A 26,265-nucleotide genomic window follows, 5' to 3' on the forward strand; every position below is an offset into this window, starting at 1 on the left:
GTTAATAATTTGTGGTAATAACTGTAATCAATGTTTTTATAACATTAAAATTTTCCGTTTTTTTACTTTATAAATAATATACAATATATGATTGTAAATACAGAATTAGAACAAAAAGGAAATTTGTTTCCATCAAAGTTCGTCTCTTTTAAAAAAGATGTCGATACATTATATTTTTCAACAGATAATAATGTTGTCCTTCAATTAACTGTTTTTAGAGACAGTGTATTACGATTTAGGTATACAACCACAGGTACTTTTGATAACGATTTTTCTTATGCTATCACTAAGTATGCTAGCAAAGGGTATAATCATTTAGAGATTGTAGAAAATGATGAAGAATACCATATTATCACCTCTAAATTACTTTGTAAAATTGCAAAGGAAAATTTAAGAATACGTATTTACGATGTCAAGGATAACACTTTGATAAATGAAGACGAAATTGGTTTTCATTGGGAAGAAAGCTACGAGTATGGTGGTAACATTGTTAAAATGAGTAAAACCATAAATGATCGTGAAAGCTACTTTGGCTTAGGAGATAAACCAGAACATTTAAACTTAAAAGGAAAGCGTTTTGAAAATTGGGTAACAGATTCTTATGCATTTGGTAAGCAAACGGACCCAATATATAAAGCTATTCCGTTTTTTACAGGCTTACACCATAACAAAGCCTATGGGATATTTTTTGATAATACATTTAGAACGTATTTTGATTTTGGTCAAGAAAGACGAAATGTAACAAGTTTTTGGGCACAAGGAGGAGAGATGAATTATTACTTTATCTACGGGCCTAAAATGAATGATGTCGTGGAAAGTTATACAGATTTAACAGGAAAACCACACCAATTACCACCACTTTGGGCATTAGGATTTCATCAATGTAAATGGAGTTACTATCCAGAAGCTAATGTAAAAGAAATCACCAACAAGTTTAGAGAGTTACAAATACCATGTGATGCCATTTACTTGGATATAGATTATATGGATGGCTTCAGATGCTTTACTTGGAATAAAGACTATTTTCCGGATCCTAAACGTATGGTGAAAGAGTTATTGGATGATGGTTTTAAAACGGTCGCTATCATAGATCCGGGTATAAAGATAGATCACGAATATTCTGTATTTAAAGAAGCACTAGAAAAAGACTATTTCTGTAAACGTGCTGATGGTCCTTACATGAAAGGAAAAGTATGGCCAGGAGAATGTTATTTCCCAGATTTTACTAAACCAGAAGTTAGAGATTGGTGGTCAGGTTTATTTAAAGAATTAGTAGAAGATATTGGCGTCCAAGGGGTTTGGAATGATATGAATGAGCCCGCAGTTATGGAAGTGCCAAACAAAACATTTCCGGATGATGTTAGACATGATTATGATGGTAACCGTTGTAGTCATAGAAAAGCGCATAATGTTTATGGTATGCAAATGGCGCGAGCGACGTACCATGGAATGAAAAAATTTAATTACCCAAAACGTCCGTTTGTTATAACCAGAGCAGCGTACTCAGGAACGCAACGTTATACGTCTACTTGGACAGGAGATAATGTGGCGACTTGGGAGCATTTAAGTATTGCAAATATTCAAGCACAGCGCATGGCTATGTCAGGGTTTAGTTTTGCAGGTAGTGATATTGGTGGTTTTGCAGAACAGCCTCAAGGCGAATTATACACGCGTTGGATCCAATTAGGCGTATTCCATCCGTTTTGTCGTGTGCATTCTTCAGGAGACCATGGTGATCAAGAACCTTGGGCATTTGATGATGATGTTACTGATATTGTTAGAAAATTTATTGAACTACGTTACCAATTGTTACCGTATTTATATACGGCATTCTGGAAGCTGATAGAACATGGGACACCATTATTACAGTCGTTAGTCTTATTCGATCAAGAAGACCAACAAACGCATTACAGAACAGATGAATTTGTATACGGAAATCAAATATTAGTGTGTCCAATTCAAGAGCCAAATGCAAAAGGACGTAGAATGTATATTCCTAGAGGAAGTTGGTATAATTTCTGGACAGATGAATATGTTGAAGGTGGAAAGGAAAAATGGGTAGATGCAGAAATAGACAGTATGCCAATGTTTATTAAAGAAGGTGCTATTATTCCTAAATTTCCTGTGCAACAATATGTTGGTGAAATTGAAATTGAAGAATTAGCTTTAGAAGTCTATTATAAATTAGGGAAAGAGGTCTCTGAATTGTATGATGATGCACATGACGGTTATGACTATACTAAAGGACGTTATAGTTTTAGGACGTTTAAACTAACAGGTAAGGCTAACGAGTTAATTATACAACAGCATAAAGAAGGTAAGTATGAGGCGTCTTATAAAACCTTTAAACTTAATTTACATGGTTTACCTTTCGAGATAAAAGAGATTCAAATTGATAACGAAATTATTTCAATAGAAAATTTACAAGTAAACGAAACGCTATCAATGGTTGTCGATAAAAACTTTGCAGAAATTCATTTAATAGGAAAATAACACAATAAAATTAACAGTTTACAGGTTCTTTTTTGACGTTTATCGATGTTACTAACATGATAAATACGGTCATTACTTAATTGTGGCTAAGTTTTTGTAGTTTTATAAAAGAATTAACAACAATCCATATGAAATTTAAGAATACAATAGTTGTGACATTAACATTAGTGATGTTTATGTCTTGTGCAACAAATCCGTTTACGGGAAAAAAGACGCTAGCATTTGTGTCTAACTCTCAATTGTTTCCGACTGCATTTGCACAATATAATCAAGTGTTGACAGAAAGCAAAGTAGAAACAGGTACGGCTCGTGCTGATATGATTAAGCGTGTTGGTCAGCGTATAGCAGTTGCTGCAGAACGTTGGTTAAATGCAAATGGTCAACAAGGATATTTGAATGATTATAAGTGGGAGTATAACCTAATTGATGAAGATATTATCAATGCTTGGTGTATGCCCGGAGGTAAAATTGTATTCTACACAGGGATTTTACCTGTAGCAGAAAACGAATCTGCGGTAGCAGCCATTATGGGACATGAAGTTGCTCACGCGCTAGCAAATCATGGTCAGCAACGTATGAGTGCTTCATATTTACAACAAGGTTTAGCTGTAGCTGGAAATGTTGCCATTAAAGATGATCAAACCAGAAATGCGTTTAACCAATATTACGGTGTTGGATCTAATGTTTTAGGGATGTTACCTTTTAGTAGAAGTCATGAAACGGAAGCAGACAAAATTGGATTGTATTTAACAGCTATTGCTGGTTATAATCCAGATGAGGCTGCAAACCTATGGAGACGTATGGCAGCAGCAAGTAGTGGAGAGGCGCCACCAGAGTTTTTAAGTACTCACCCTGCAAATCAAACACGTATTGATAACTTAACAGCATTGTCACCAGCTGCGAAAGCAGAAGCAAAGAAGTTTGGAGTTACTAGCTTTAAGCCATTAGGAAAATACTAGTTACTTATTAAAATATTTAATTATTTTTAAAGCTGCTCTTTTATAGAGCAGCTTTTGTATTTTTAGGCTCTAACTAACACTTATTAAATGGCAAATCTTGAAAAGGGAAGTAAAAAACTACTTAATGCTTGGGCTTTCTATGACTGGGCAAATTCGGTTTACACGCTAACAATAGCATCTTCTATATTTCCTATATTCTATTCTGCACTTTTTGTATCACAAGTAGAAAAAACAGTACCTGCTTTTGGGATGGTATTTAAAAGTACAGCATTAATAACCTATGTTACAGCATTTACATTTCTAGTTGTTGCTTTTACTTCTCCAATTTTATCAGGTATTGCCGATTATGTTGGTAATAAGAAAAATTTCATGAAGTTTTTCTGTTACGTTGGAGGTACAGGTTGTATTGGGTTATACTGGTTTAGTATAGATTCTATTCACCTAAGTTTGTTCTTCTATTTTATGGGATTAATTGGGTATTGGGGCAGTTTGGTTTTTTATAACTCTTATCTACCAGATATAGCTTATCCAGAACAGCAAGATAGTATTAGTGCCAAAGGGTTTAGTATGGGGTACATTGGAAGTGTTACACTATTATTATTAAACTTAGCTATGGTAATGAAGCCAGATTGGTTTGGTTTTGATATTAGTATTTCTGAATCAATCAGAGAAACAGGAACAGAAGGACAAATAGCAGAAGCATTAAAAGAGGCTAAAAATGCAGCATCTTTTCAAGCCATGCGTATATCTTTTATAACCGTTGGTTTATGGTGGATATTATTTAGTCAGTACTCTTTCTATGTTTTACCAAAAGGTGTGTCTAAAGGACATAAGGTAACTAGAGCTGTTGTTTTTAATGGTTTAAAAGAATTAAAGTTAGTTTGGATTCAGTTAAAACAGAACTTAAGACTTAAACGTTACTTAACAGCCTTTTTTGTGTTTAGTATGGCGGTACAAACCATTATGTTGGTTGCGGTGTACTTTGGAGAAGAAGAGATTAATTGGGGAGGCGCTGATGCTAAAACGCAAGGGTTAATAGTAAGTATATTAGTTATTCAATTAGTTGCTATTTTAGGTGCTTTTTTAACTTCAGTAGCATCGTCTAAATTCGGAAACATTAAAACACTTATTGTTGTAAATATAATATGGATGTTCCTTTGTTTTTACGCCTATTTTATGGAAACACCAATGCAATTTTATTTAGCTGCTGGTTTTGTTGGTTTAGTAATGGGAGGTGTGCAAAGTTTAGCACGATCAACGTATTCAAAATTTTTACCAGAAACAGAAGACACAACGTCTTATTTTAGTTTTTATGATGTAGCAGAAAAAATAGGTATTGTGATAGGTATGGTAATTTTTGCGACAATAGATCAATTAACGGGAAGTATGCGTAATGCCATCTTGTTTTTATTCATATTCTTTTTAATAGGTATTGTGTTGTTATTTAGAGTACCAAAAGAGGGCGATTTGAATTAGTTATTTAAAAGTTTAATTTTGGTAATATTTATTAATACAGATTCCAATTACCTTCTTTGTAATAAGTATACAGCTTAGGGTTGAAAATAGTATTAATTTTAATATCCGTTGTATCTGCTAATGGTTTTCCAAAAGACGTCAACAAACCAATTGAGCTATTATTAAGCCATTTTAAGGACGGTATACTAGAAACATCTACATCATGAACCTGTTTTGTAGTTATCTTGTTTTTGCTACCTATAATCCAGCCCCATTCTCCTAAAGTTAAAATTTGATTATGTAATGGAATGGTATTTAATTGCGCAGCACGCATTGTTTTTTCTATACAGTAAAAGGCTTTTGTTGCGTAATAGGGACTTCCTGATTGGGTTATCATTAAGCCATTATCGCTTAACTTATTCTTACATAAATAATAAAACTCTTTAGTGTACAGTTTGTTTAGATCAACATTGTTTGGATCTGGAAGGTCCACAAATATGACATCATATAATATGTCATTTCTTTCTAGAAAAGAAAAGGCATCATCTGCAACAGTTGTTACTTTAGGACTGTTTAGAGCATCGTTGTTTAAGGTTTTAAACGTTTGATTGTCTTTACCAAGCTCTAGCATTATAGGGTCTAAATCGACCAAAGTAATAGTGTTAACTGACTTGTATTTTAAAATTTCTCGAGCTAAACAACCGTCACCACCTCCTAAAATTAAAATATTACTTTTTTTTGGTGCTAATCCCATGGTTATGTGTGCCATAGGTTCATGATACATAAACTCATCAAAAGAGGACAGTTGTTGGTTTCCGTTTATATATAACGAGTGCCAGTCTTTCCATTTAGTAATGACTATTTTTTGATATTTAGTTTGTTGACTAAACACTATTTTGTCCTTGTATTTTACTTGCTCTCCGTATTGTACTATTGGGCTAGCAAAATAAACGCCTAATGCAATACAAGTGGATACAACCACATAAGTTATGGAAAGCATTTTTTTTGTTTTTGCAGAAAATGTGTCTTTAAGTACAATAAACAACCAAAACGAAACACTTAAATTAAGAAACCCAAGTATAAATGGCGTGTAGGTTAATCCTAAATATGGTAAGCCTACAAATGCAAAAAATAGTCCTCCAATTAAACTCCCAAAATAATCTTTCTCAAGAATATTGGAAATGTTAAGTCTCAGCTCTTCGTAGTCATCATTTATTCGGGTTGCTAGCGGGATTTCTAATCCAATTAATAAACCTATTAGAATAGAAAACATATAAATAATCAACCATGAAAAATCTGTAAATCCATAAACCAAATAGCAAATAATTGCTGAAAAGGATATAAATACAGAAAGCACTAGCTCGGTTACAATAAACGATAAAACAACATTACCAGTAAATAATCTAGATAACCGACTACCTAAGCCCATTGCAAATAACATAATTGAAACAATTAATGTAAACTGCAGTATGGCGTTACCAATAAAATAAGATGCTAAGGTTGACAGAATGTACTCTGCCACGATACCGCTTAAGCCTGTAGCAAATAAGGCTACTTTTAAAGCGGTAGATTTTTGTTTTTTAGTATAACTCAAAATTACTATTTTCCAGTTCCACCTGATCTAGATCGTGTTGAAGACCCTGATTTGTATCTTGAAGAACTTCTACTAGTTCTTTTTTCTAAATTATTCCAGCGTGAAGCATTTTTACTTTGTCTTGTAAAAAACGAAGACCTTGTTTTTTTCTGGTAACTACTTCTTGTACCGTATCCATAAGTATTATTTCTATTTTGTCCATAATAACTTCTACCACTAGTATTGTACGTTCTGTAATTAGTATAATCGCTTCTAAATATACTACGTCTAGAACCTAACCAAAGCCAAAAAAATGGACTAGTAGAATGTGTTCTCCAACGTCTATGTGTTGTTCCAGAATTGGACGTGCTTGTAGAGTCTTTTTTAGTCTCTTCCCATTCGCCATGCGCTGTATTTCCAATTGCCCAACCAAAACCTACGGGTTGTGCTAATGTTGAAACTTTACCATTATGCCTTGATAAAATCTCCATTCCTAAATCATTTTTATGATTAGAAAAAAAGGTTTGATTTACAACAGCCCAATCTTTATCTGTACTGTATAACGAATCTTTTTTAAGCTCTAAAACTTTATACTTGTGTTTGTGTATAATTTGATTCTCAGTTTCTTCAATAGTCATATCATCCAATACTAACGAAAAATCGTTACTTGGTATGTTTTTTAATATGGCTTGAGAAGGCTCAACAGTTATTGTTTTAACCTCTTTTTCCGTGTTATCACACGAAAACAATAAAAGGCTAATTACAGTAGCACATATAATTTTGTTAATCATTTTATAAGGTGTTAATGTTGGTTATTTTTTTAGGTTTTATTTCTTTTCCATAAAAGGATTCAATACTTCCGTCACTCCATTTTTCAATAGTAATACAATTGTCTTTGTAATAAAATTGATAACTAGTTAAGGTTTCAGTGCTTGTAAAAATAGTCATATTTCTGTAAGAGCCTGAATATGTTTCTTCTAATTTATAATCTTTACCTTCAAAATTAAAGTAACCATCATCAATAATTTCATCTAAATCAATAGTTCCTAGATGCAATGTTTCGCTATAGATAACTTCAAATTCACCACGATAAAATTCGACTTCTAAAAATGCTTTTTCAGCACCACTTTCAATGGTGTATTCTACACTCATATTTCCTGTATCCCAACTATATTCACCAAGTTCAAGGATGGTCCATTCTTTTTTTAATAAACTAAATGAAAACCCCACTTTTAGTTTGTTTAATGGATGTTGTTTTTTGTTTCCAAACATTATTCTATTATTTCTTTATTACAATGTGGGCAAATACATTTTTCTGTTTTCTTTTGGCTACGTATTTCTTCAATATAGGCAGAGCTAATAATACCGGTTGGTAAGGCTACAAAACCAATACCTAGTAAAGCGATAAAAGCACTCATTATTTTACCAAGTCCTGTTATTGGGTAAATATCTCCATATCCTACGGTAGTTAAGGTTGCAACTGCCCACCAAAGTGCTTGTCCAATATTTTCAAAAGCTTCAGGTTGTGCTTTGTTTTCTATATAAAACATTAAAGTAGATGCTATTATTAGTAATATAAATACTAATATGGCTGAAACTAATATTTCATTTTTTGTTTTAATTATTACAGAACGTATTACCGCTAAACTTTTAAAATTTCGATTTAATTTTAAAACTCTCAATAATCTAAATAAACGTAACAATCTGATTATTCTTAAATCTAACGTGACTATAAATGGCAAATAGAATGGCAATATTGATGCTAAATCTACTATTCCCATAAAAGAAAGCGCATATTTTAATCGCGCTTTGGTAGGAGATAGATGTGGGTAGATTAAATCTGAAACCCAAATACGAATGATATATTCGATTGAAAAAACAATGATTGTAAATAGTTCTAGTAATTGAAAAAGGGATTTATAGCTGGTATAGATGCTTTTATAGGATTCTAATATAATGGCTAATACATTTATTAGAATTAGTACCGCTATAAAATATTCTAATAGTGCTTCTCCTTTAGCGTTACCTTTTTCGTCATCAAAATATTTTGCAATTGATTTTTTAAAACTCATAGCTTAATGTATTTTTTCTAAAAATCCTCTTTGAGAAAATTGCTGCTCTATTTTATCAGATTCAAATTGTTCTTGGATCCATAGTATACCTTTTTCAAGATCGTTAAAGGTACTGCATGTAAAAAAGTCTAATGCGACATAGTTATGTTCTGGCCAAGTGTGTATTGCAATATGACTTTCTTTAATTACAATTACACCACTAATACCAATAGGAGAGAACTGGTGTATAGTTGTGTTAACTACATTAAGGTTCATTAACTTGGCTGCTGTTTCTAAAATAGTGGTTATTGTTGAGACTGAATTGATGGTGTTTTTATTACAATTATAAAAGTCTACTGTAGTTTGATATCCTAAGCTTTTTTTCATGACTCAAATATAGCATTCTAAATCAATAATTTTAGAACATAAAAAAAAGGATTTTACAATTAATTGCAAAATCCTTTAAACTATAGATTCATTTTAGTGTCTTAATTACTAATATCTCCAGAGCCTGTAACTTTTTTATTTACGTTTGACGGGTTACCTTTATAATCTATATCTCCAGATCCAGTAACTTTTGCTTTTAAACTGTCTTTAGCGTAAACTTCTATTCCGCCAGATCCTGTAACTTTTACATCTGCATTGTCAGACTTTAAACGCTCAGCATGTATGTCTCCTGATCCAGTAACACTTGCTTCTAAGTTTTTAGTAGTACCAGTAATGGTTAAATCTCCAGATCCAGTAACCGAAGCTTTAATATTTGTAGCTTCTACATCTAAAGTGACATCTCCAGATCCAGATACTTTAGTTTCAAAATTTTTAGAGTAGAATGTTGCATTAGAAGTAACATCTCCAGAACCTGATAAAGTTAATTTATCTATGTCTTCAAATGGAACCGTAATTTTGATTTTATTGCTTCCGCTTGGTTTTAAATTTGTGTTATTTTCTATTTTAATTACTAATCCGTTAGATTCAACTTCTGTAATAATGTAGTCTAATAAGTTTTCTTCACCTTCAATAGTAATTGTACCTTCTATACCTTTTACTAATTCAAAGTCCATCCAACCAGCTAATCTAATGGCATCATAATCTGATGTTGATCTAGTAATGGTGGTAACATTTCCGTTTCCTTTAATCTTTTTACCGTTACCCCATTGTGCATTACAAGACGAGAAAGTAACTAGAGTTAATGCTAAAAGTAATGTTTGTTTTAATGTTTTACTTACCGCATTTGTAATTGGTAAGTGTTTGTGTGCTGAAAAATTCATAGTGATTGATTTATATTATTAATTGATTATTTTTTATCAAAAGTGACGCTTCCGTATTCTGAGTTTATTTTAACTAAATTTCCTGTACCATTTTTTAAATGGTAACCAGAGTAGTACTTGTCTGTATTTTTTATACTTTTTGTTTGTACTTCAAAATCGTCATCTCCGTTAAGTCCACCATATTCTAAGTTAATATCAAAGTTAAAGGCGTATTCTGCATCAATACCTATTTTAATACCCACGTAATCAGATTGGATGCTTATGTTTTTAGCATTTTTGGCCATTTTTCCTATTTTAATAGAACCATAATCTGCATTTATATTAACATTTTTATACACATCACCTAAGACAACTGTAAGGTAGTTTCCGTTACCAGAAATGCTATTAAGTTTATTAACACGTAAGCTTCCGTAGTCACAGTTATAATCTATGTTTTCTACAATTTCTATAAGTGATTTTGTATAATCTGCAACTATAGTCAAATCTTTACTTTTTGCTACGGTAAACCCACTATAGTCGGCATTTATTTTACCACTTTTTATATATTCAAAATAACTATTGTTTGTGTAATCAAATTGGATGGTGTTGTTATCTGCTAATAACTCTTTAGTTGTAATCTTACCATAGTCGCACTTTATGTCAGCATGTCCTTCAAGCGTATCTAATGTAATATTACCATAGTCGTTATTTAAGCTTACGTTATTTGTTATAGGCATTTTAATAACATAATTTATTTTCATGTTTACGTCATTATTACTAGACCAACTCCACCAAGAGTTTTTCTTCTTTTTACCAATAACAGTTTCGGCAGAGACATGGTTAGAGGATGCGTTAAACTCGACATCAATTTCATTTAATCTTTTATCTACTTCTTCAGGATCATTACCATTGGTAGTAATTGTTACTTCAATCTCTATTGTGTTTCCTGTCCAGGTAACAATATCTAAGTTTCCATACTTGTTGGCTACTTTTAGTGTTGCATCTTTACTTACAGTATAGGTCTTGTTAATGGTCTTTTTCTTAGTGTGTTTGCCATCCCAATTGCCATTATTTGAAAACGCGAAAAGCGGCAGCAATAGGCATAAGGTTAGTTTATAAAGTAGTTTCATAATTGTTTTGTTTTAATGTTTTTATCGCTTCGATTTGTAAAAGCGTGCTTTGTAGCAAGTCTATTCTGTTCTGAAAGTTGGTAATCATTGCGTAAATAACACGTTGATCTTCTCCGCTTTCTGTTAAATTTAATTTTAGTGTTTTGTATTCTTTTTCTAACTGTCCTAATCTTAGTAAAGCATCGTTTACTAGTTTTTCTGTTTCAGGACTTTTCTCTGTATTTAATTTGTTTAATTCAAAGGTGATTGTATTTGCAAAAAAAGTTTGTGTTTCTGCCATTTTTGGAGACACACTAGCTAAATCTTTATCACTAGTATCAGGTTTTAAATTAAACGTAATGGTTAATATTAAAACTATAGAGGCTGCTACCGCTAATAATGGTTTCCAATAGCTGGATTTAGTGCTAGCCACTTTTACAGTAATCTGCTGGTTATTTAATTTGTCTAAAAACCGTTGTTGGTGTCCAAAATTTGGAACTTCAACATCAAAGTGATTGTCTAGGTTTTTAAATAAGTCTTCTATTTTATCGCTCATAACAATTAGTTTAATTGTTCTAATTTTTTTCTTAAACTGTCTTTAGCTCTAGACACGGTGGTTCTGCAATTGGCATAACTAATATCCATGATTTGGCTAATTTCCTCGTAATCATAACCTTCAATTAAATTAAGGGTTAACGCAATGCGGTAATTAGATTTTAAGCCACTTAAGGTTTCTAATACTTGTTTTGCTTTAGTAGACGTAATTTCGGTTGTTGTATCTAAACCTTGTTGGTCTTCAATTTTATATAATACATCGTCTATTGCTACGTCTTCATTTTTTTTATTCTTATTAAACGCATGGATGCTATTATTAACAACAATACGTTTAAGCCAAGCACTAAATGTGCTTATTTCTTTTAGTGTCTTAAGCTTAGTAAATGCGGTCAAAAAGGACTCTTGCATAATGTCTTCAGCTTCAAAACTATTGTTCACAATTCTAAACGAGGTATTGTACATTGCTTTGTAATATCTGTTGTAAATCTCCAATTGTGCTAATTGGTTACCAGATAAGCAAAGCATTATAAGCTCTTCGATATTGTGTTTGGTTAGTGTCAAAAAATGGTTTGTTTTATATAAAGAGGAAAGTTAAAACACTTTGTTACACTTTTAGAAAAAATATTTTAAATTTTATTGAATCCAATTCTATTAACTTCCACACGGAATCTATTCGGTTTGAAAGTAAAAACTTAAAAAGTGGCACATTAATTGAATTTTTAATAATGAAATTAAGCCATACTATTTTGTTAACAACAAGTAAATCAATAAGATGGCTTTTTAATTAGAATAATTTTTAAAAACAAATAGTCCAAATGAAACTACTAATGTGACATTTTGGCTTATATATATCTATGAAAAAATCTAACTTTATATCACTTGACAGTTTGTCATTGCAGGATTTTGACGAAAATTCAGAGTTAATACCTTTAATGACACCAGAAGATGAAGAAAAAATAGCTAAAGAAGAATTACCAGAATCTTTGCCAATTTTATCGTTACGTAATACGGTATTGTTTCCAGGTGTTGTAATTCCTATAACTGCAGGACGTGATAAGTCTATTAAATTAATTAACGACGCTAATAAAGGCGAAAAAGTTATTGGAGTAGTCTCTCAAATTGATGAAGAGGTTGAAGATCCAAAAGCTGAAGAGTTACACCAAGTAGGGACAGTAGCTAGAATTTTAAAAGTTTTAAAAATGCCTGACGGTAACACTACAGTTATTATTCAAGGTAAAAAACGTTTTGAAATTGATACAGTAATCACTGAGGAGCCATACATTAAAGCAACAGTAAAAGAAGTACCTCAAGCAACTCCGGCTAAGAAAAACAAAGAGTTTGCTGCTATAATAGATTCTATTAAAGAGTTAGCTGTACAGATTATTAAGGACAGTCCAAATATCCCAACAGAAGCTACTTTTGCTATTAAAAATATTAAAAGTGATGCGTTTTTAATCAATTTTGTGTCGTCAAACATGAATTTGTCTGTAGACGAAAAACAAGCACTTTTAGAAATTAACGATTTAAAAGAAAGAGCTTTAGAAACGTTACGTTTTATGAATGTCGAGTTCCAGAAATTAGAACTTAAAAACGATATCCAATCTAAAGTACAAAGCGATTTAAATCAACAACAACGTGAGTATTTCTTAAATCAGCAATTAAAAACCATTCAGGAAGAACTTGGTGGTGGTAATGCTGAAGAAATTGAAGCGATGAAAAAACGTGCTAAAACTAAAAAATGGGACAAAAAAGTTAAAGAGCATTTTGAAAAAGAATTAGCAAAAATACAACGTATGAATCCTCAGGTTGCTGAGTATTCCATACAGCGTAATTATTTAGACTTATTTCTAGATTTACCATGGGGTAAGTTTAGTAAAGATAAGTTTGATTTAAAACGTGCCGAAAAAATACTAGATCGTGACCATTATGGTTTAGATGACGTTAAAAAACGAATTATAGAACATTTAGCTGTTTTAAAACTTCGTAATGACATGAAGTCTCCAATAATCTGTTTATACGGACCTCCAGGAGTTGGTAAAACATCTTTAGGTAAATCTGTAGCAGAAGCTCTAGGACGTGAGTATGTGCGTATGAGTTTGGGTGGTTTACGTGACGAAGCAGAAATACGCGGACACCGTAAAACATACATTGGTGCAATGCCAGGACGTATTTTACAGAGTCTTAAAAAAGCAGGAACATCTAATCCTGTATTTGTATTAGACGAAATTGATAAATTATCTAACTCTAATCAAGGAGATCCATCTTCTGCATTGTTAGAAGTATTGGATCCAGAGCAAAACTCTGAGTTTCATGATAACTTCCTAGAAATGGGGTATGATTTATCTAAGGTTATGTTTATTGCAACTACTAATAGTTTAAATACTATACAGCCTGCATTAAGAGATCGTATGGAGATTATTAATGTAACAGGGTATACTATTGAAGAAAAAGTTGAAATAGCGAAACGTCATTTATTACCAAAGCAACTTAAAGAGCATGGTTTAACGGACAAGCATATTAAGATTGCAAAACCACAATTAGAGAAAATAGTTGAAGGTTATACGCGTGAGTCTGGTGTGCGTGGTTTAGAAAAGCAAATTGCTAAGATGGTGCGTTATGCAGCAAAAAACATAGCAATGGAGCAAGATTATAACATCAAAATATCTAATGATGATATTATTGAAATTTTAGGTGGTCCAAAATTAGAACGTGATAAATACGAAAACAATAATGTAGCAGGGGTTGTTACAGGATTAGCTTGGACTAGAGTAGGTGGTGATATTTTATTTATCGAATCTATTTTATCTAAGGGAAAAGGATCGCTTAATATTACAGGAAACTTAGGTAAGGTGATGAAGGAGTCTTCTACCATTGCAATGGAATATATTAAAGCACATGCTGAAGAATTAGGTATAGATCCTGATGTTTTTGAGAAATATAATGTACATATCCACGTGCCAGAAGGTGCAACTCCAAAAGACGGACCAAGTGCAGGTGTAACAATGTTAACATCATTAGTGTCATTATTTACACAAAGAAAAGTCAAAAAGAGCTTAGCAATGACCGGCGAAATTACACTTCGTGGGAAAGTTTTACCCGTTGGTGGAATAAAAGAAAAAATATTGGCTGCTAAACGTGCAAAAATTAAAGAAATATTACTTTGCGAAGACAACAGAAGAGATATAGAAGAAATTAAGCCAGAATATTTAAATGGGCTAACGTTTCATTATGTGTCGGACATGTTGGAGGTTGTTAATATTGCTATTACCGACCAAAAAGTTAAAAACGCAAAAAAACTTTAAAGCACACTTTAGTAACATGAAAAGATTAATTGTATTAGCCGTATTATTTAGTTCGTTAACTGCATTTGCACAAGACGATAATTATATTGAAGTCGTTTTAGACGGGAAACCTGCTTTGTTAAATACAAAAACGGGTCAGTTTAAAGCAATGAATAAAAAGGATTTGGCAAAAATGTCATCCAACAAAAATAATACAGCAAGTAAAACAGTTAGTAGTGGTAACACAACTAGCGGTAATACTCATACAGTTAATAGGGGAGAAACATTATATTCTATATCTAAACAATATGGTGTAAGTATGTCTCAATTAAAGTCTATAAATAATCTAGAAAGTAATGCCTTAAGCATTGGACAGGTACTTAATATCTCTTATGCATCTGCAACTCAAGAGCCTTCAGAAAGTGCTTGGATTGTTAAAAAAGGAGATACTTTATATGGTATTTCAAGACAATCTGGTGTTTCTGTTACAGATATTAAAGCTTTAAATAATTTAGAAAGTAACACGTTGTCAATTGGACAGCAGTTAAGATTAAAATAAGACGTTAAACCGTCGGTAATAATATTTTTTAAAACACCATTATCCTTTTTAACTAAAGTATAATGGTGTTTTTTTTATGTTAAATTCCTTAATTATAGCGGATAATAAGCAATAGCTTATATTTGCAGAAAATAATCCATTTATAAAAATGAAAAACATACTATTTATTTTAGTGTTTTTATTTGCTAACCTAGGTATAGCGCAAGAAGTAGAAGAAGAATTTTTACCAATAGTAATAGAAGAAAAGGAGGCATTTATGTCTACTTTAACAGGAGAATATGTGTTTAGAGAACATGCAAAAACGGATCCTGAACAATTACAAACAACACCAAGTGGTGTAGTTTATAATAACATATCTACGCACGTTGTTAAAAAAGGAGAAACGTTATCTGTAATTGCAGAAAAATATAAGTTAGGTCTTACGCAGTTAAAAAAAGATAATAATCTAAAATCTAATGCGCTTAGTTTAGGTCAAAAGTTAAAAATTATCAATAAAGTTTTAGTAACATCAAGTAGCCCGGTAATTAGTTATTCTGGAGACGATCGTATTATTGCTAAATTAAGACCAGGACAATCACCATCTACATTAGCACCGCCACCATCACAGACATCACAAACAATGGAAAGTGATACTAAGATAACAAAAACAGTAAATCCTAAAGACAAAAAAACAAAAGTTAAAGGAAGTATCTATTCTAAACCAATGATTATTCCTACGGTTTCAGAACCATCAAATACAACTGTTCCAGTAACAACAATCGAAGAAGAAGTTGTCGCAGCTCCAAAGGTTGAGGTTCAAGAAACTGTAATTACAAATCAAATAACAGTTTTGGAAGCTTCGGAAGAAGTCAGAAGAGCAGAGAGACAATTGGAAGATGCTAAGCAACGATTAAAATCAGCTAAAAAAGCGCAACAATCTAAAGTAACAGCGCCTGTAAAGATACCTGCAGTAGTAGAGCAAAAGGAAATAGTTGAAACCGTTGTTAGCGAAACAGTTATTGAAGATACAGCTGTTGAAGATGCAGTAGTAGCTAAGGACGTGGTAAAACAGATTGTAGAATCTGAAGAAACGGTTGTAGTTGAAGAAGCTTTAGTTGAAGAAGCTATTGAAGAAACTGTGGAAGACGTTTTAGAAGAAGAAACTGAAGTAGCGACTGAAGATACAGTTGATAATACTGATGAAGACAAAGAAGAGTCGGAAGAAGAAGCTAAAGAAGAAGTAGAGGGTGTCGATTACCATATAATTGTAAAAGGGGATAACCTTTACAACTTGGCTTTAAAACACAAAACAACAGTTAAAAAGCTAACATTACTAAACAACGTTAAGTTTAATAATTTAAAAATAGGACAAAAGCTTAAACTTAAGTAAAAAATAAATTTACTATATCTGCGTTTTAGGGTAGATTTATTTACTTTGCGAAACTATGTTTAAAAATAAAATAGTCCTTTTATTGCTATTGTTTGGTTGCACGTTTAGTTACGCGCAATTGGGAGGGCAATCGACTTATCAATTTTTAAACTTAGTATCATCCCCACGTCAAGCCGCTTTGGGAGGTAAAGTTTTAACCAATATAGATTACGATGTCACGCAGGGATTATATAATCCATCGGCTATTAATCCAGAAATGGATAACCAATTCGCATTAAATTTTAGTAACTATTTGGGTGGTATTACTTATGGTACTGCTGCTTATGCTTATACTTGGGACAGACGTACTCAGACTTTACATGCTGGGATGACCTATATTAATTATGGCGATTTTGATGGCTATGATGAAGACGGAATTTCAACAGGAACATTTACTGGTACAGAAGCAGCTTTATCTTTAGGGTATGCATTGCAATTAGGCTATTCTGATTTTTATTTTGGTGCCAATCTTAAATTTATTACGTCAACTTTAGAGCAGTACAGCTCGTTTGGAGTAGCAACAGATTTGGGTTTAATGTATGTCGATGACGATTTAGAGTTTCAAGCTGCATTAGTAGTCAGAAACCTAGGAACACAGATTACAACCTACGCAGGACAACAAGAAAGTTTGCCATTAGACATCACTTTAGGTTTGTCTCAAACGCTAGAGCATGTGCCATTGCGTTGGCATGTCACTTTTGAAAACTTGCAACAGTGGCCTATTGGGACTTCTAATCCGGCACGTGCAACCACAGATTTAGAAGGTAATCAAACACAAGAAAAGGTTGGCTTTTTAGGCAATGTAATACGTCATACTATTTTAGGAGCGGAGCTTTTTCCAGACAAAGGTTTTAATATAAGATTAGGATATAATTTTAGACGTGCAGAAGAGTTGCGTATTGTTGATCAACGTAATTTTTCAGGTTTGTCTGTTGGATTTGCTATTAAAATCAACAAATTACGTTTTAGTTATACACATGCCAAATACACTGCAGCAAGTAATGCGAGCTTTTTTGGATTGCATATCGACCTACAGTAAAACTAAATAAATGCCTATTGTTTTGTATTTTTGCAAAATAAAACAAACCCTTACATGAAGTATTCTAAAGCACAAGTGTTAGCAATAGCAAATAAAGCAAGCAAAAACACTTTAATGGAAACCTTAGAGATAGAAGTTGTGGATTATGGCGAGGATTTTTTAGTGTCCAGAATGCCAGTGACACCACGTGTGCATCAACCAGACGGTGTGTTGCATGGTGGCGCAACAGCAGCTTTAGCAGAAAGCGTTGGTAGTTTTGCTTCGCATATTTTTTTAGATTCAGAAAATTTAATGATTAGAGGTTTGGAGATAACTGCCAACCATTTAAAAAGTATTAGCTCAGGCTATGTTTACGCTAAGGCTACTTTTTTACATAAAGGACGTACAACGCAATTACTAGATATTAGAGTAACGGATGATGATGATAACCTTATTTCGTTATGCAAATTGTCAACCATTTCTTTACCTAAAAAGAAGTAAGTTATGAAGTCTTCAGATTTTTTTGAACAGCTTGCTCAGCAGTTTACAAATCAGCTTCCTTTTGTAGCTTATAAAAAGCCCAATCAATTAGCGGTAAAAGCATTGCTTCAGGATAGCAATCAGCTTCATTTTACGACAAATTTTGAGGCTAGCGGTTTTGTGTTTTCACCTTTTAAAAATGAAGATAATACGGTATTATTTCCTTTAGATAAAAGCGAAGTAATAGATTGTTTGTTTGATAGTAAACCTGATCAGGCTAAAAGCCAATTAAGTAGCACGATAAATGTTTCAGCGAAAGCGAAACATATCCAAATAGTAGAGAAAGCTATTTCCGAAATTGAAGATGGTAGTTTTAAAAAAGTAGTGATATCTCGAGTTGAAACCGAAACTTTTCCTGAAGACAATACGCTTTTACTATTTAAAAAACTGTTAGCGACTTATAAAACAGCAATGGTGTATTGTTGGTATCATCCAAAAGTAGGGTTGTGGCTAGGAGCAACGCCTGAAACGTTGTTAAAAGTAGAAGGCAACCGCTTTTTAACCATGTCTCTTGCAGGTACGCAACAATACAAAAACACAGTTGATGTCCAGTGGCAGTCCAAGGAACAAGAAGAACAGCAATTAGTTACGGATTTTATAGTAGGTAGTTTAGAGTCGTCAGTCAGTAGTATTAATTTGGGCACTACAGAGACTATCAAAGCAGGGGATTTATTGCATTTGCAAACTAAGATTTCTGGACTATTAAAGCCTGAAAATGGATTGCAGTCTGTTATTGCTAAATTACATCCAACACCTGCAGTTTGCGGTTTACCTAAAGAAAATGCTAAACAGTTTATATTAAAAAACGAAGGCTATAATCGTGAATATTATACCGGTTTTTTAGGCGAAATAAATATTAAACAAGCCAAAACAAGAAATACCAATCGCAGAAACGTAGAGAATAACGCTTACGGATCCGTAAAAACAATATCGCATTTGTTTGTTAATTTAAGATGTCTGCAAATTAAGGACAACCAAGCATTAATCTATGTTGGTGGCGGAATTACAAAAGATTCTATACCTGAAAACGAATGGGAAGAAACCGTTGCAAAATCTAAGACTGTTAAAAACCTCTTATAATGGTTTTATTTAGGATTTGGGTTTCGTATTTTTGTATAACACATGAAACACCCAAAAACACCTTTAGCGCAAACGGTAATTCAGCTTTGTAAAGCCAAGAATATCCAACACATTGTACTGTCTCCAGGAAGCAGAAATGCGCCATTAACCATTGGATTTACTCACGATCCTTTTTTTAAATGTTATAGTATTGTGGACGAGCGTTGCGCAGCTTTTTTCGCATTAGGTATCGCACAACAAATAAAGCATCCGGTAGCAGTTGTTTGTACTTCTGGTAGTGCTTTGTTAAATTATTATCCAGCAGTGTCAGAAGCGTATTATAGCCATGTTCCGTTAGTGGTTTTAAGTGCAGATAGACCTAAGTACTTGGTCGGAATAGGAGATGGGCAGACTATAAATCAAGAAAACGTTTTTAAAAATCACATACAATATTCGGCTAATTTAAAGCAAGATTTAAATCCTGAAAAAGAAAACGCTTTCGCGGAAGACTTGCCAATAATGAAGAGTATTGAGAATAAAATCGAACGCTTTTTAGGGCTACAACAAGGAATCCAACAATACAACGAAACCGAAATTAATAAAGCCTTTAATATAGCAATAACAACACAAGGCCCTGTACATGTTAATATTCCGTTTGATGAGCCTTTATATCAAATGGTGGATGCACTTACGGTAACTCCACAAGTAGTGCCGGTACCAAAACATAATTTAGTTAGTGAAGATTATAACGCTTTCGCTGAAATTTGGAATAACTCCAAAAAGAAGTTAGTATTAGTAGGTGTTTTAGCTCCAAACAGCGTAGAGCAGCACTTTATTGATGTTTTAGCAGAAGATGAAAGTGTATTGATATTAACCGAAAGCACGTCTAACTTACATCATGATAATATTTGTCCAAGTATTGATAAATTAATTGGTGCGCTTTCTGAACAAGAGTTACAAGGTTTACAACCAGAAATACTATTAACCTTTGGAGGTTTAATAGTATCAAAAAAAATAAAGAAATTTTTAAGAACCCATAAGCCAAAACAACATTGGCATGTAGCAGAAAATGGGGCAAATGACACCTTTTTTGTGCTAAATAAGGTGTTTAAGCAATCAATAAATTCGTTTTTCCAATCTTTTATACCATTAACTAAAGCTTTAAAAAGTGATTATAATCCATTTTGGAAAAACCAAATGGATATTAGAAGAGAAAAGCATTTGCAATACATGGGGTTGATACCATTTTCTGACTTTAAAGCATTTGATGTGTTACTAAAAAGTATACCAAATCATACGCAATTACAAGTTGGTAATAGTTCTGCTATTAGATATACACAGCTTTTTGATATTAATCCAACGTTGGACGTTTTTTGTAATCGAGGCACTAGCGGAATTGATGGAAGTACTAGTACCGCAATTGGAGCATCGATAACAAGAGATAATCCAACCGTCTTTATAACTGGAGATTTAAGCTTTTTTTACGATAGTAATGCGTTGTGGAATAACTACATACCTAAAAACTTTAGGATTATAGTTATTAATAACGAAGGAGGAGGGATTTTTAGAATCCTACCAGGACATAAAAACACAGATAACTTTGATTATTTTTTCGAAACGAAACATAATCTGTCTGCAAAGCACTTGTGTCAAATGTATGGTTTAGAATACACCCAAGTAACCGACCAAGACCAATTAGAAAATGCTCTAGAGCATTTTTACGATAAAACCGAGCAACCTAAGTTATTGGAGGTTATGACGCCAGCAAGAGACAATGATAGTATACTATTAGATTATTTTCAATTTGTCAAATAGTTTAATCGGAGAAATTGACCGTTAATCGTAATTGTAATTATATTTATTTTGGCTTAAAAAAGAGACCGAGAAAAATTGTATCTTTAGTAAGCTAAAAATTATTAATTTAAATTATAAAAAAATTATGAGTAAACGTGATGACTTAATCGTAAAGTACGCTGCAGATTTAAAGGATAAATGTGGAGTTAATCCAGATATGGATTTTTTAACTAAAGTTACTATTGGTTGTGGACCATCTATATATAATAAAGATGCAGCGACAGTGTCAGGTTCTGACGAATCAGAATTAGCTACTGTAAAAAATAATTTTTTAATTAAAAAGTTAGGTTTAGCAGATAGTGCAGATTTAGATAAAGCTATAGATTCTGTAATTGAAACTTATGGAAGATCAAATAAAAATAAATACAGAGCGGTTGTTTATTATTTATTGGCAAAACACTTCAAAAAAGAAGCGATTTACAACAAATAGAAAAAAAATAGAAAAAAACATATAAAAAAAGCGTTACAGTTCTGTAACGCTTTTTTTATATGCTTACATTTGCAAAATGATACAAATAGGAGAATTCAATACGCTTGAAATTTTAAGAGACACAGAACCTGGATTATTTTTAGGTGATGCAGATAATAATGAAGTTTTATTACCTAACAGATATGTTCCAGAACATTTTGAAATTGGGGATAAAATAGAAGTTTTTGTTTATTTAGATAATGACGAACGTATTATCGCAACAACTACAGAACCGTTTATAATTAACGGAGAGTTTGCGGTATTACGATGTAATGAAGTATCTAATTTTGGTGCCTTTTTAGATTTTGGATTGGTAAAAGAATTGTTTTGCCCATTTAAAGAGCAAGCATTTCCTATGAAAAAGGGTGGTTGGTACTTAGTACGTTGTTATTTAGACGATGTTACAGAGCGTTTAGTTGCATCTAGTAAGACTAATCAGTTTTTAGATAATAAAGAGTTAACAGTAGCACAGTTTGATCAAGTGGATATTATTGTATCTCATCCAAGTGATTTAGGGATGAATGTTATTGTTAATAATATACATACAGGATTAATATACAAGGATAGTATTTTTCAAGACTTAAGTGTTGGAGACAAACTAAAAGGTATTGTTAAAAAAGTAAGACCAGGAAATAAGTTAGATATTGGATTAGGAGAAATAGGCTATAGAAATATAGAACCTAATGCTGATAAGATCATGCAAGAACTTACGGATAACAATGGGTTTTTAGCTGTAACAGATAAATCTAGTCCTGAAAAAATTAAAGACCTTTTACAAATGAGTAAAAAAACATTTAAAAAGGCAATAGGGACGTTATACAGACAAAAATTAGTGGAGTTAAAACCTGATGGAATTTATCTTAAGAAGCAAGATTAGCACTACTAAGGCGTTTTGCCCAGTCAATAGCTTCGTATAAGTCATCAAAGCGTTCAATCTCTACATTAGAAAATAATTTTTCCATTAAAGCATTAAACCAACTGTTTTCACTTTTGGTAACTACAGCATAGGCATTTAGTCTATTGTTACCACGATAAAATTTTAACCAATCAGATGGTTTTACAGAGTATTTATTTATACGGTTAGACACGTAACTTACGTTTATTGTTGGACCGTAAAATGCTTTTGCTGCCTCAATAACTTTTTTAGCTTCTTCCCAAGTGTAGGTAATACCTTCGTCAAGTTCTGAAATTATAACATCGTCTAAAAAATAGAAGTTACCATAATCCGAGATGTATACATCTTTAATTTGGTCAGCAAGTGTGGAATCTACAATTTTCATAAGTTTAATAGCTTATAGCAAATTTAGAGCATGAAAATTTTTTAATGTAGTTATGTGGTTGTTAACTAGATAGTTTTCGATATAAATTATGTTTTTTCGGATTAACACCAAAAAAAAAGTTACTTAAAAAGAGTTTAGGGCTCTTAAAAAGTAACTTAAAAGTTTCTATATAATAGTAACTTGGGGGGACTAATTTACGCTATCAATTAATACTTACTTTATTTTGTGCAACTGTATTGGAATAAGTAAAAGCTTCATTAAGGGTATTAAATGTTAATGTTTTCATTTTACTAAATCGTTTTTCAATTGAAATATTCATTTCACTAAAGCTTGAATATCCGATAATACCATACATACATATATTATCAAATAAACTACTGTATTTTGGATAGTCTAAAACTTCAATAGAGTACTTATTTATTCTATTAGAAATTAAACTAAACGGTTTTTTTCTTTTTTCATAAAAATCATATAAGATTTTTAAGCAATCTTGTAAAGCGTCTATATCTACGTGCTTGCCTTCATGAACTTGAATTACAGCTACATTTTCAAAAAGAAATAAATCACCTAGGGAGAGATTGTGTTCTTTTGAAATTGAATTATATAGGTTAGACTTGGTTACATTCATTAATAGAGGGATTTTAATATGAAACAAATATAAAAGTTGTTTTTAATTGTATTATGCTAATTGCTAAAGTTGTGATAACAAATAGATTAAAGTCTGATTTCATCGTTTAAAATCAAATGTTAAGTTGATTTTTCTTACATTTAACACTTGTAAATCAGGAGTTTACAAGTGTAGATGCTCTCTTTTTATGTTTTTTTAGCTAAAAAGTATTCGGTAGTTAACCATTAATATCGCTTCTTAAAAAAGATTTATTACGTATTTTTATGACTTGAAAAATTAAAGATATTTTATGGATAATATAAATTGGAAGAAAGCCAAAGATTACGAAGACATTACCTACAGTAAATGTAACGGTGTTGCACGTATTGCTTTTAATAGACCAAATGTTAGAAACGCCTTTAGACCAAAAACTACAAAGGAATTGTATGATGCTTTTTATGACGCAGGAGAAGATACCTCAATAGGTGTTGTGTTATTATCAGCAGAAGGACCATCTACTAAGGATGGCGTGTATAGTTTTTGCTCTGGTGGAGATCAGAAGGCAAGAGGCCATCAAGGTTACGTAGGGGAAGATGGTTACCATAGATTAAATATACTTGAGGTACAACGTTTAATTAGATTTATGCCTAAAGCAGTTATAGCAGTTGTTCCTGGTTGGGCAGTTGGTGGAGGACATAGTTTACATGTTGTTTGCGATTTAACTTTAGCAAGTAAAGAACATGCTATTTTTAAACAAACGGATGCCGATGTTACTAGTTTTGATGGTGGTTATGGATCTGCTTATTTAGCAAAAATGGTAGGTCAAAAAAGAGCTAGAGAAATATTTTTCTTAGGAAGAAATTACTCTGCGCAAGAAGCTTATGACATGGGAATGGTAAATGCTGTGATACCTCATGACGAGTTAGAAGCTACTGCATACCAATGGGCACAAGAAATTTTAGAGAAATCGCCAACGTCTATTAAGATGTTAAAATTTGCCATGAATTTAACAGACGATGGTATGGTTGGGCAGCAAGTATTTGCTGGAGAAGCGACACGATTGGCTTATATGACAGACGAAGCTAAAGAGGGTAGGGATGCGTTTTTAGAAAAGCGTAAGCCTAATTTTCCAAAACAATGGATTCCATAATATATGAAGAACCTTACCAAGTGGTTGTCGGCAATGCGCTTACGTACATTGCCACTATCTATTTCTGGAATTATTGTCGCCGCCTGTTTAGCAAAATATAATGGTGTTTTTGATAGTGTAATACTAGTGTTTGCTATATTAACAACGCTTAGTTATCAAATACTATCAAATTTAGCTAACGATTATGGAGACGGTGTAAAAGGGACGGATAACGACCAACGCATTGGACCTGTTCGTGCTTTACAATCTGGCGCTATTACACATCAGGACATGTATAAAGCTATTAGATTAAACGTAATTATTAGCGTAGTGCTTACTCTAATTTTACTTTATGTGTCTTTTAAAGCTGAATATTTGTGGTTAGCACTATTATTTTTTGTGCTAGCAGGAATCTCTATTTATGCAGCTATAAAATATACCGTAGGAAACAATGCGTATGGCTATAAAGGTAAGGGCGATATTTTTGTCTTTGTTTTTTTTGGTTTAGTAAGTGTTTTAGGGTGTTATGTTTTATTTGCTAAACAGATAGACTTTATTGTTGTTTTACCTGCAGTTGCAATAGGATTATTAAGTACAGCGGTACTTAACCTAAATAACATGAGAGATATTGTATCTGACGTAACAGCAAACAAAATAACATTGGCTGTAAAATTAGGGGCTGAAAAGTCTAAAAAATATCATTATTTTTTAATAATTACAGCTATTGTATTATCAGTTTTATTTGGTGTAATTTACTATAAATCACCTTTAAATCTGATTTACTTTGTAGCGTATATTCCTTTAGGATTACATTTAAAAAAGGTCAGATCGGTTACTAACCCTAAAGATTTTGATCCAGAATTAAAAAAGTTAGCATTAACCACAGTATTGTTAAGTTTACTATTAGGTATCGGACATTTACTGTAATAAATACATTACCATGAAAATTACTTTTTACGGTCACGCCTGCTTAGGTCTTCAAATAGAGGATACACATATTTTAGTAGATCCATTTATTTCAGGAAACCCTAAAGCTGCTCATATTGATATTAATACCATTAAAGCAGATTACATCTTGTTGACGCATGCACATCAAGATCATATATTAGATGTGGAAGCAATCGCAAAACGTACGGATGCAGTCATTGTTTCTAATTTTGAAATTGTAACACACTTTCAGAATTTAGGTTTTGAAGGTCATCCAATGAATCATGGTGGGACCTGGGATTTTGACTTTGGAAGTTTAAAATATGTCAATGCAATACACACCTCTTCTTTTCCTGATGGTAGTTATGGTGGTCAACCTGGAGGTTTTGTTCTTGAAGGCGAACATAAAAATATTTATATAGCAGGAGATACAGCACTAACATTTGATATGAAGTTGATCCCAATGCAAACCAAATTGGATTTAGCTATTTTACCTATTGGAGACAATTTTACAATGGGTATTAATGATGCTATTATTGCTAGTAGTTTTGTAGAGTGCGATAAAATTTTAGGATATCATTTTGATACGTTTGGTTATATAGAAATTGATCATGAAGCAGCTAAGCGTAAGTTTTTTGAAAAAGACAAAGACTTAATGCTTTTAGAAATAGGAGAAAGTTTAGAGTTGTAAT

General features: G+C 32.4%; 26 protein-coding genes. 15 read left to right on the top strand and 11 right to left on the bottom strand.

The features are described 5' to 3' along the window. Nucleotides 1-87 precede the first annotated feature (87 nt). From ACZ2G2_RS12765 to ACZ2G2_RS12775, 3 genes are all read left to right on the top strand, one after another. Nucleotides 88-2,493: a glycoside hydrolase family 31 protein gene (locus ACZ2G2_RS12765; protein WP_090838546.1), complete on the top strand. Its 2,406-nt coding sequence runs from the start codon at nucleotides 88-90 to the stop codon at nucleotides 2,491-2,493. Nucleotides 2,494-2,621: 128 nt separating this feature from the next. Continuing rightward, a complete protein-coding gene (locus tag ACZ2G2_RS12770) occupies nucleotides 2,622-3,452 on the top strand; it encodes a M48 family metallopeptidase (protein WP_090838544.1) in 831 nt (276 codons plus the stop codon). An 87-nt stretch (nucleotides 3,453-3,539) separates the two neighbouring features. Next, nucleotides 3,540-4,928 (top strand): MFS transporter, encoded by a 1,389-nt coding sequence (locus tag ACZ2G2_RS12775; protein WP_090838542.1) that lies wholly within the window; start codon nucleotides 3,540-3,542, stop codon nucleotides 4,926-4,928. A 31-nt stretch (nucleotides 4,929-4,959) separates the two neighbouring features. Here the strand turns inward: ACZ2G2_RS12775 and ACZ2G2_RS12780 are convergent, their stop codons facing one another. From ACZ2G2_RS12780 to ACZ2G2_RS12820, 9 genes are all read right to left on the bottom strand, one after another. Then, nucleotides 4,960-6,501: a polyamine aminopropyltransferase gene (locus tag ACZ2G2_RS12780; protein WP_470392512.1), complete on the bottom strand. Its 1,542-nt coding sequence runs from the start codon at nucleotides 6,499-6,501 to the stop codon at nucleotides 4,960-4,962. Between the two features lie 5 nt (nucleotides 6,502-6,506). Continuing rightward, nucleotides 6,507-7,271 (bottom strand): hypothetical protein, encoded by a 765-nt coding sequence (locus ACZ2G2_RS12785; RefSeq protein WP_101202428.1) that lies wholly within the window; start codon nucleotides 7,269-7,271, stop codon nucleotides 6,507-6,509. Between the two features lies 1 nt (nucleotide 7,272). Continuing rightward, nucleotides 7,273-7,752, bottom strand: a complete 480-nt coding sequence (locus ACZ2G2_RS12790) for a DUF4178 domain-containing protein (RefSeq protein ID WP_090838535.1) — start codon at nucleotides 7,750-7,752, stop codon at nucleotides 7,273-7,275. Next, the gene (locus ACZ2G2_RS12795; protein ID WP_090838533.1) at nucleotides 7,752-8,552 is read right to left on the bottom strand and encodes an ion transporter; all 801 of its coding nucleotides are present in this window, start codon (nucleotides 8,550-8,552) and stop codon (nucleotides 7,752-7,754) included. Before ACZ2G2_RS12795 ends, ACZ2G2_RS12790 begins: the two co-directional genes overlap by 1 nt. A 3-nt stretch (nucleotides 8,553-8,555) precedes the next feature. Beyond that, the gene (gene speD, locus ACZ2G2_RS12800; protein ID WP_272022402.1) at nucleotides 8,556-8,918 is read right to left on the bottom strand and encodes an adenosylmethionine decarboxylase; all 363 of its coding nucleotides are present in this window, start codon (nucleotides 8,916-8,918) and stop codon (nucleotides 8,556-8,558) included. A 101-nt stretch (nucleotides 8,919-9,019) separates the two neighbouring features. Beyond that, nucleotides 9,020-9,799 (bottom strand): head GIN domain-containing protein, encoded by a 780-nt coding sequence (locus tag ACZ2G2_RS12805; RefSeq protein ID WP_470392515.1) that lies wholly within the window; start codon nucleotides 9,797-9,799, stop codon nucleotides 9,020-9,022. 26 nt (nucleotides 9,800-9,825) lie between these two features. Then, on the bottom strand, nucleotides 9,826-10,908 hold the full coding sequence (locus tag ACZ2G2_RS12810; RefSeq protein ID WP_470392517.1) for a hypothetical protein: 1,083 nt from the start codon (nucleotides 10,906-10,908) through the stop codon (nucleotides 9,826-9,828). Further along, nucleotides 10,892-11,443 (bottom strand): hypothetical protein, encoded by a 552-nt coding sequence (locus ACZ2G2_RS12815; RefSeq protein ID WP_470392519.1) that lies wholly within the window; start codon nucleotides 11,441-11,443, stop codon nucleotides 10,892-10,894. Before ACZ2G2_RS12815 ends, ACZ2G2_RS12810 begins: the two co-directional genes overlap by 17 nt. A 5-nt stretch (nucleotides 11,444-11,448) precedes the next feature. Next, complete coding sequence (locus ACZ2G2_RS12820; protein ID WP_470392521.1) at nucleotides 11,449-12,003, bottom strand: RNA polymerase sigma factor; 555 nt, start codon at nucleotides 12,001-12,003, stop codon at nucleotides 11,449-11,451. 293 nt (nucleotides 12,004-12,296) lie between these two features. On the opposite strand from ACZ2G2_RS12820, the gene lon reads away from it, so the two are divergent. From lon to ACZ2G2_RS12865, 9 genes are all read left to right on the top strand, one after another. Further along, nucleotides 12,297-14,744 (top strand): endopeptidase La, encoded by a 2,448-nt coding sequence (lon, locus tag ACZ2G2_RS12825; RefSeq protein WP_470392523.1) that lies wholly within the window; start codon nucleotides 12,297-12,299, stop codon nucleotides 14,742-14,744. Nucleotides 14,745-14,760: 16 nt separating this feature from the next. Beyond that, on the top strand, nucleotides 14,761-15,282 hold the full coding sequence (locus ACZ2G2_RS12830) for a LysM peptidoglycan-binding domain-containing protein (RefSeq protein ID WP_232782563.1): 522 nt from the start codon (nucleotides 14,761-14,763) through the stop codon (nucleotides 15,280-15,282). 148 nt (nucleotides 15,283-15,430) lie between these two features. Beyond that, a complete protein-coding gene (locus ACZ2G2_RS12835; protein WP_470392525.1) occupies nucleotides 15,431-16,651 on the top strand; it encodes a LysM peptidoglycan-binding domain-containing protein in 1,221 nt (406 codons plus the stop codon). Nucleotides 16,652-16,706: 55 nt separating this feature from the next. Next, nucleotides 16,707-17,729, top strand: a complete 1,023-nt coding sequence (gene porQ, locus ACZ2G2_RS12840; protein ID WP_281846545.1) for a type IX secretion system protein PorQ — start codon at nucleotides 16,707-16,709, stop codon at nucleotides 17,727-17,729. A 54-nt stretch (nucleotides 17,730-17,783) separates the two neighbouring features. Next, nucleotides 17,784-18,209, top strand: coding sequence for a PaaI family thioesterase (locus ACZ2G2_RS12845; RefSeq protein ID WP_090838513.1), 426 nt, complete (start codon nucleotides 17,784-17,786; stop codon nucleotides 18,207-18,209). A gap of 3 nt (nucleotides 18,210-18,212) precedes the next feature. Continuing rightward, complete coding sequence (locus tag ACZ2G2_RS12850; RefSeq protein ID WP_470392528.1) at nucleotides 18,213-19,328, top strand: chorismate-binding protein; 1,116 nt, start codon at nucleotides 18,213-18,215, stop codon at nucleotides 19,326-19,328. Nucleotides 19,329-19,370: 42 nt separating this feature from the next. Then, the gene (gene menD / locus ACZ2G2_RS12855; protein WP_470392530.1) at nucleotides 19,371-21,122 is read left to right on the top strand and encodes a 2-succinyl-5-enolpyruvyl-6-hydroxy-3-cyclohexene-1-carboxylate synthase; all 1,752 of its coding nucleotides are present in this window, start codon (nucleotides 19,371-19,373) and stop codon (nucleotides 21,120-21,122) included. Nucleotides 21,123-21,246: 124 nt separating this feature from the next. Next, complete coding sequence (locus ACZ2G2_RS12860; protein WP_090838507.1) at nucleotides 21,247-21,591, top strand: DUF2853 family protein; 345 nt, start codon at nucleotides 21,247-21,249, stop codon at nucleotides 21,589-21,591. A 76-nt stretch (nucleotides 21,592-21,667) separates the two neighbouring features. Continuing rightward, nucleotides 21,668-22,507 (top strand): CvfB family protein, encoded by an 840-nt coding sequence (locus ACZ2G2_RS12865; RefSeq protein ID WP_090838504.1) that lies wholly within the window; start codon nucleotides 21,668-21,670, stop codon nucleotides 22,505-22,507. On the opposite strand, the gene ACZ2G2_RS12870 is transcribed toward ACZ2G2_RS12865, so the two are convergent. Beyond that, the gene (locus ACZ2G2_RS12870; RefSeq protein ID WP_272022413.1) at nucleotides 22,491-22,910 is read right to left on the bottom strand and encodes a hypothetical protein; all 420 of its coding nucleotides are present in this window, start codon (nucleotides 22,908-22,910) and stop codon (nucleotides 22,491-22,493) included. The genes ACZ2G2_RS12865 and ACZ2G2_RS12870 overlap by 17 nt on opposite strands. 202 nt (nucleotides 22,911-23,112) lie before the next feature. Next, nucleotides 23,113-23,538, bottom strand: a complete 426-nt coding sequence (locus ACZ2G2_RS12875) for a hypothetical protein (protein ID WP_282068015.1) — start codon at nucleotides 23,536-23,538, stop codon at nucleotides 23,113-23,115. A gap of 289 nt (nucleotides 23,539-23,827) precedes the next feature. Here ACZ2G2_RS12875 and ACZ2G2_RS12880 point away from each other — a divergent pair, with 289 nt between their 5' ends. From ACZ2G2_RS12880 to ACZ2G2_RS12890, 3 genes are read left to right on the top strand one after another with little or no spacing between them, the layout of a single operon-like run. Next, nucleotides 23,828-24,667 (top strand): 1,4-dihydroxy-2-naphthoyl-CoA synthase, encoded by an 840-nt coding sequence (locus ACZ2G2_RS12880; protein WP_090838498.1) that lies wholly within the window; start codon nucleotides 23,828-23,830, stop codon nucleotides 24,665-24,667. A 3-nt stretch (nucleotides 24,668-24,670) separates the two neighbouring features. Beyond that, on the top strand, nucleotides 24,671-25,573 hold the full coding sequence (menA, locus tag ACZ2G2_RS12885; protein WP_470392533.1) for a 1,4-dihydroxy-2-naphthoate octaprenyltransferase: 903 nt from the start codon (nucleotides 24,671-24,673) through the stop codon (nucleotides 25,571-25,573). Nucleotides 25,574-25,586: 13 nt separating this feature from the next. After that, nucleotides 25,587-26,264 carry a metal-dependent hydrolase gene (locus tag ACZ2G2_RS12890; protein WP_101202443.1) on the top strand — a complete coding sequence of 226 codons (678 nt, stop codon included), beginning with the start codon at nucleotides 25,587-25,589 and terminating at the stop codon, nucleotides 26,262-26,264. Nucleotide 26,265: the final 1 nt, after the last annotated feature.

The organism is Olleya sp. KKT75, assembly GCF_055635485.1.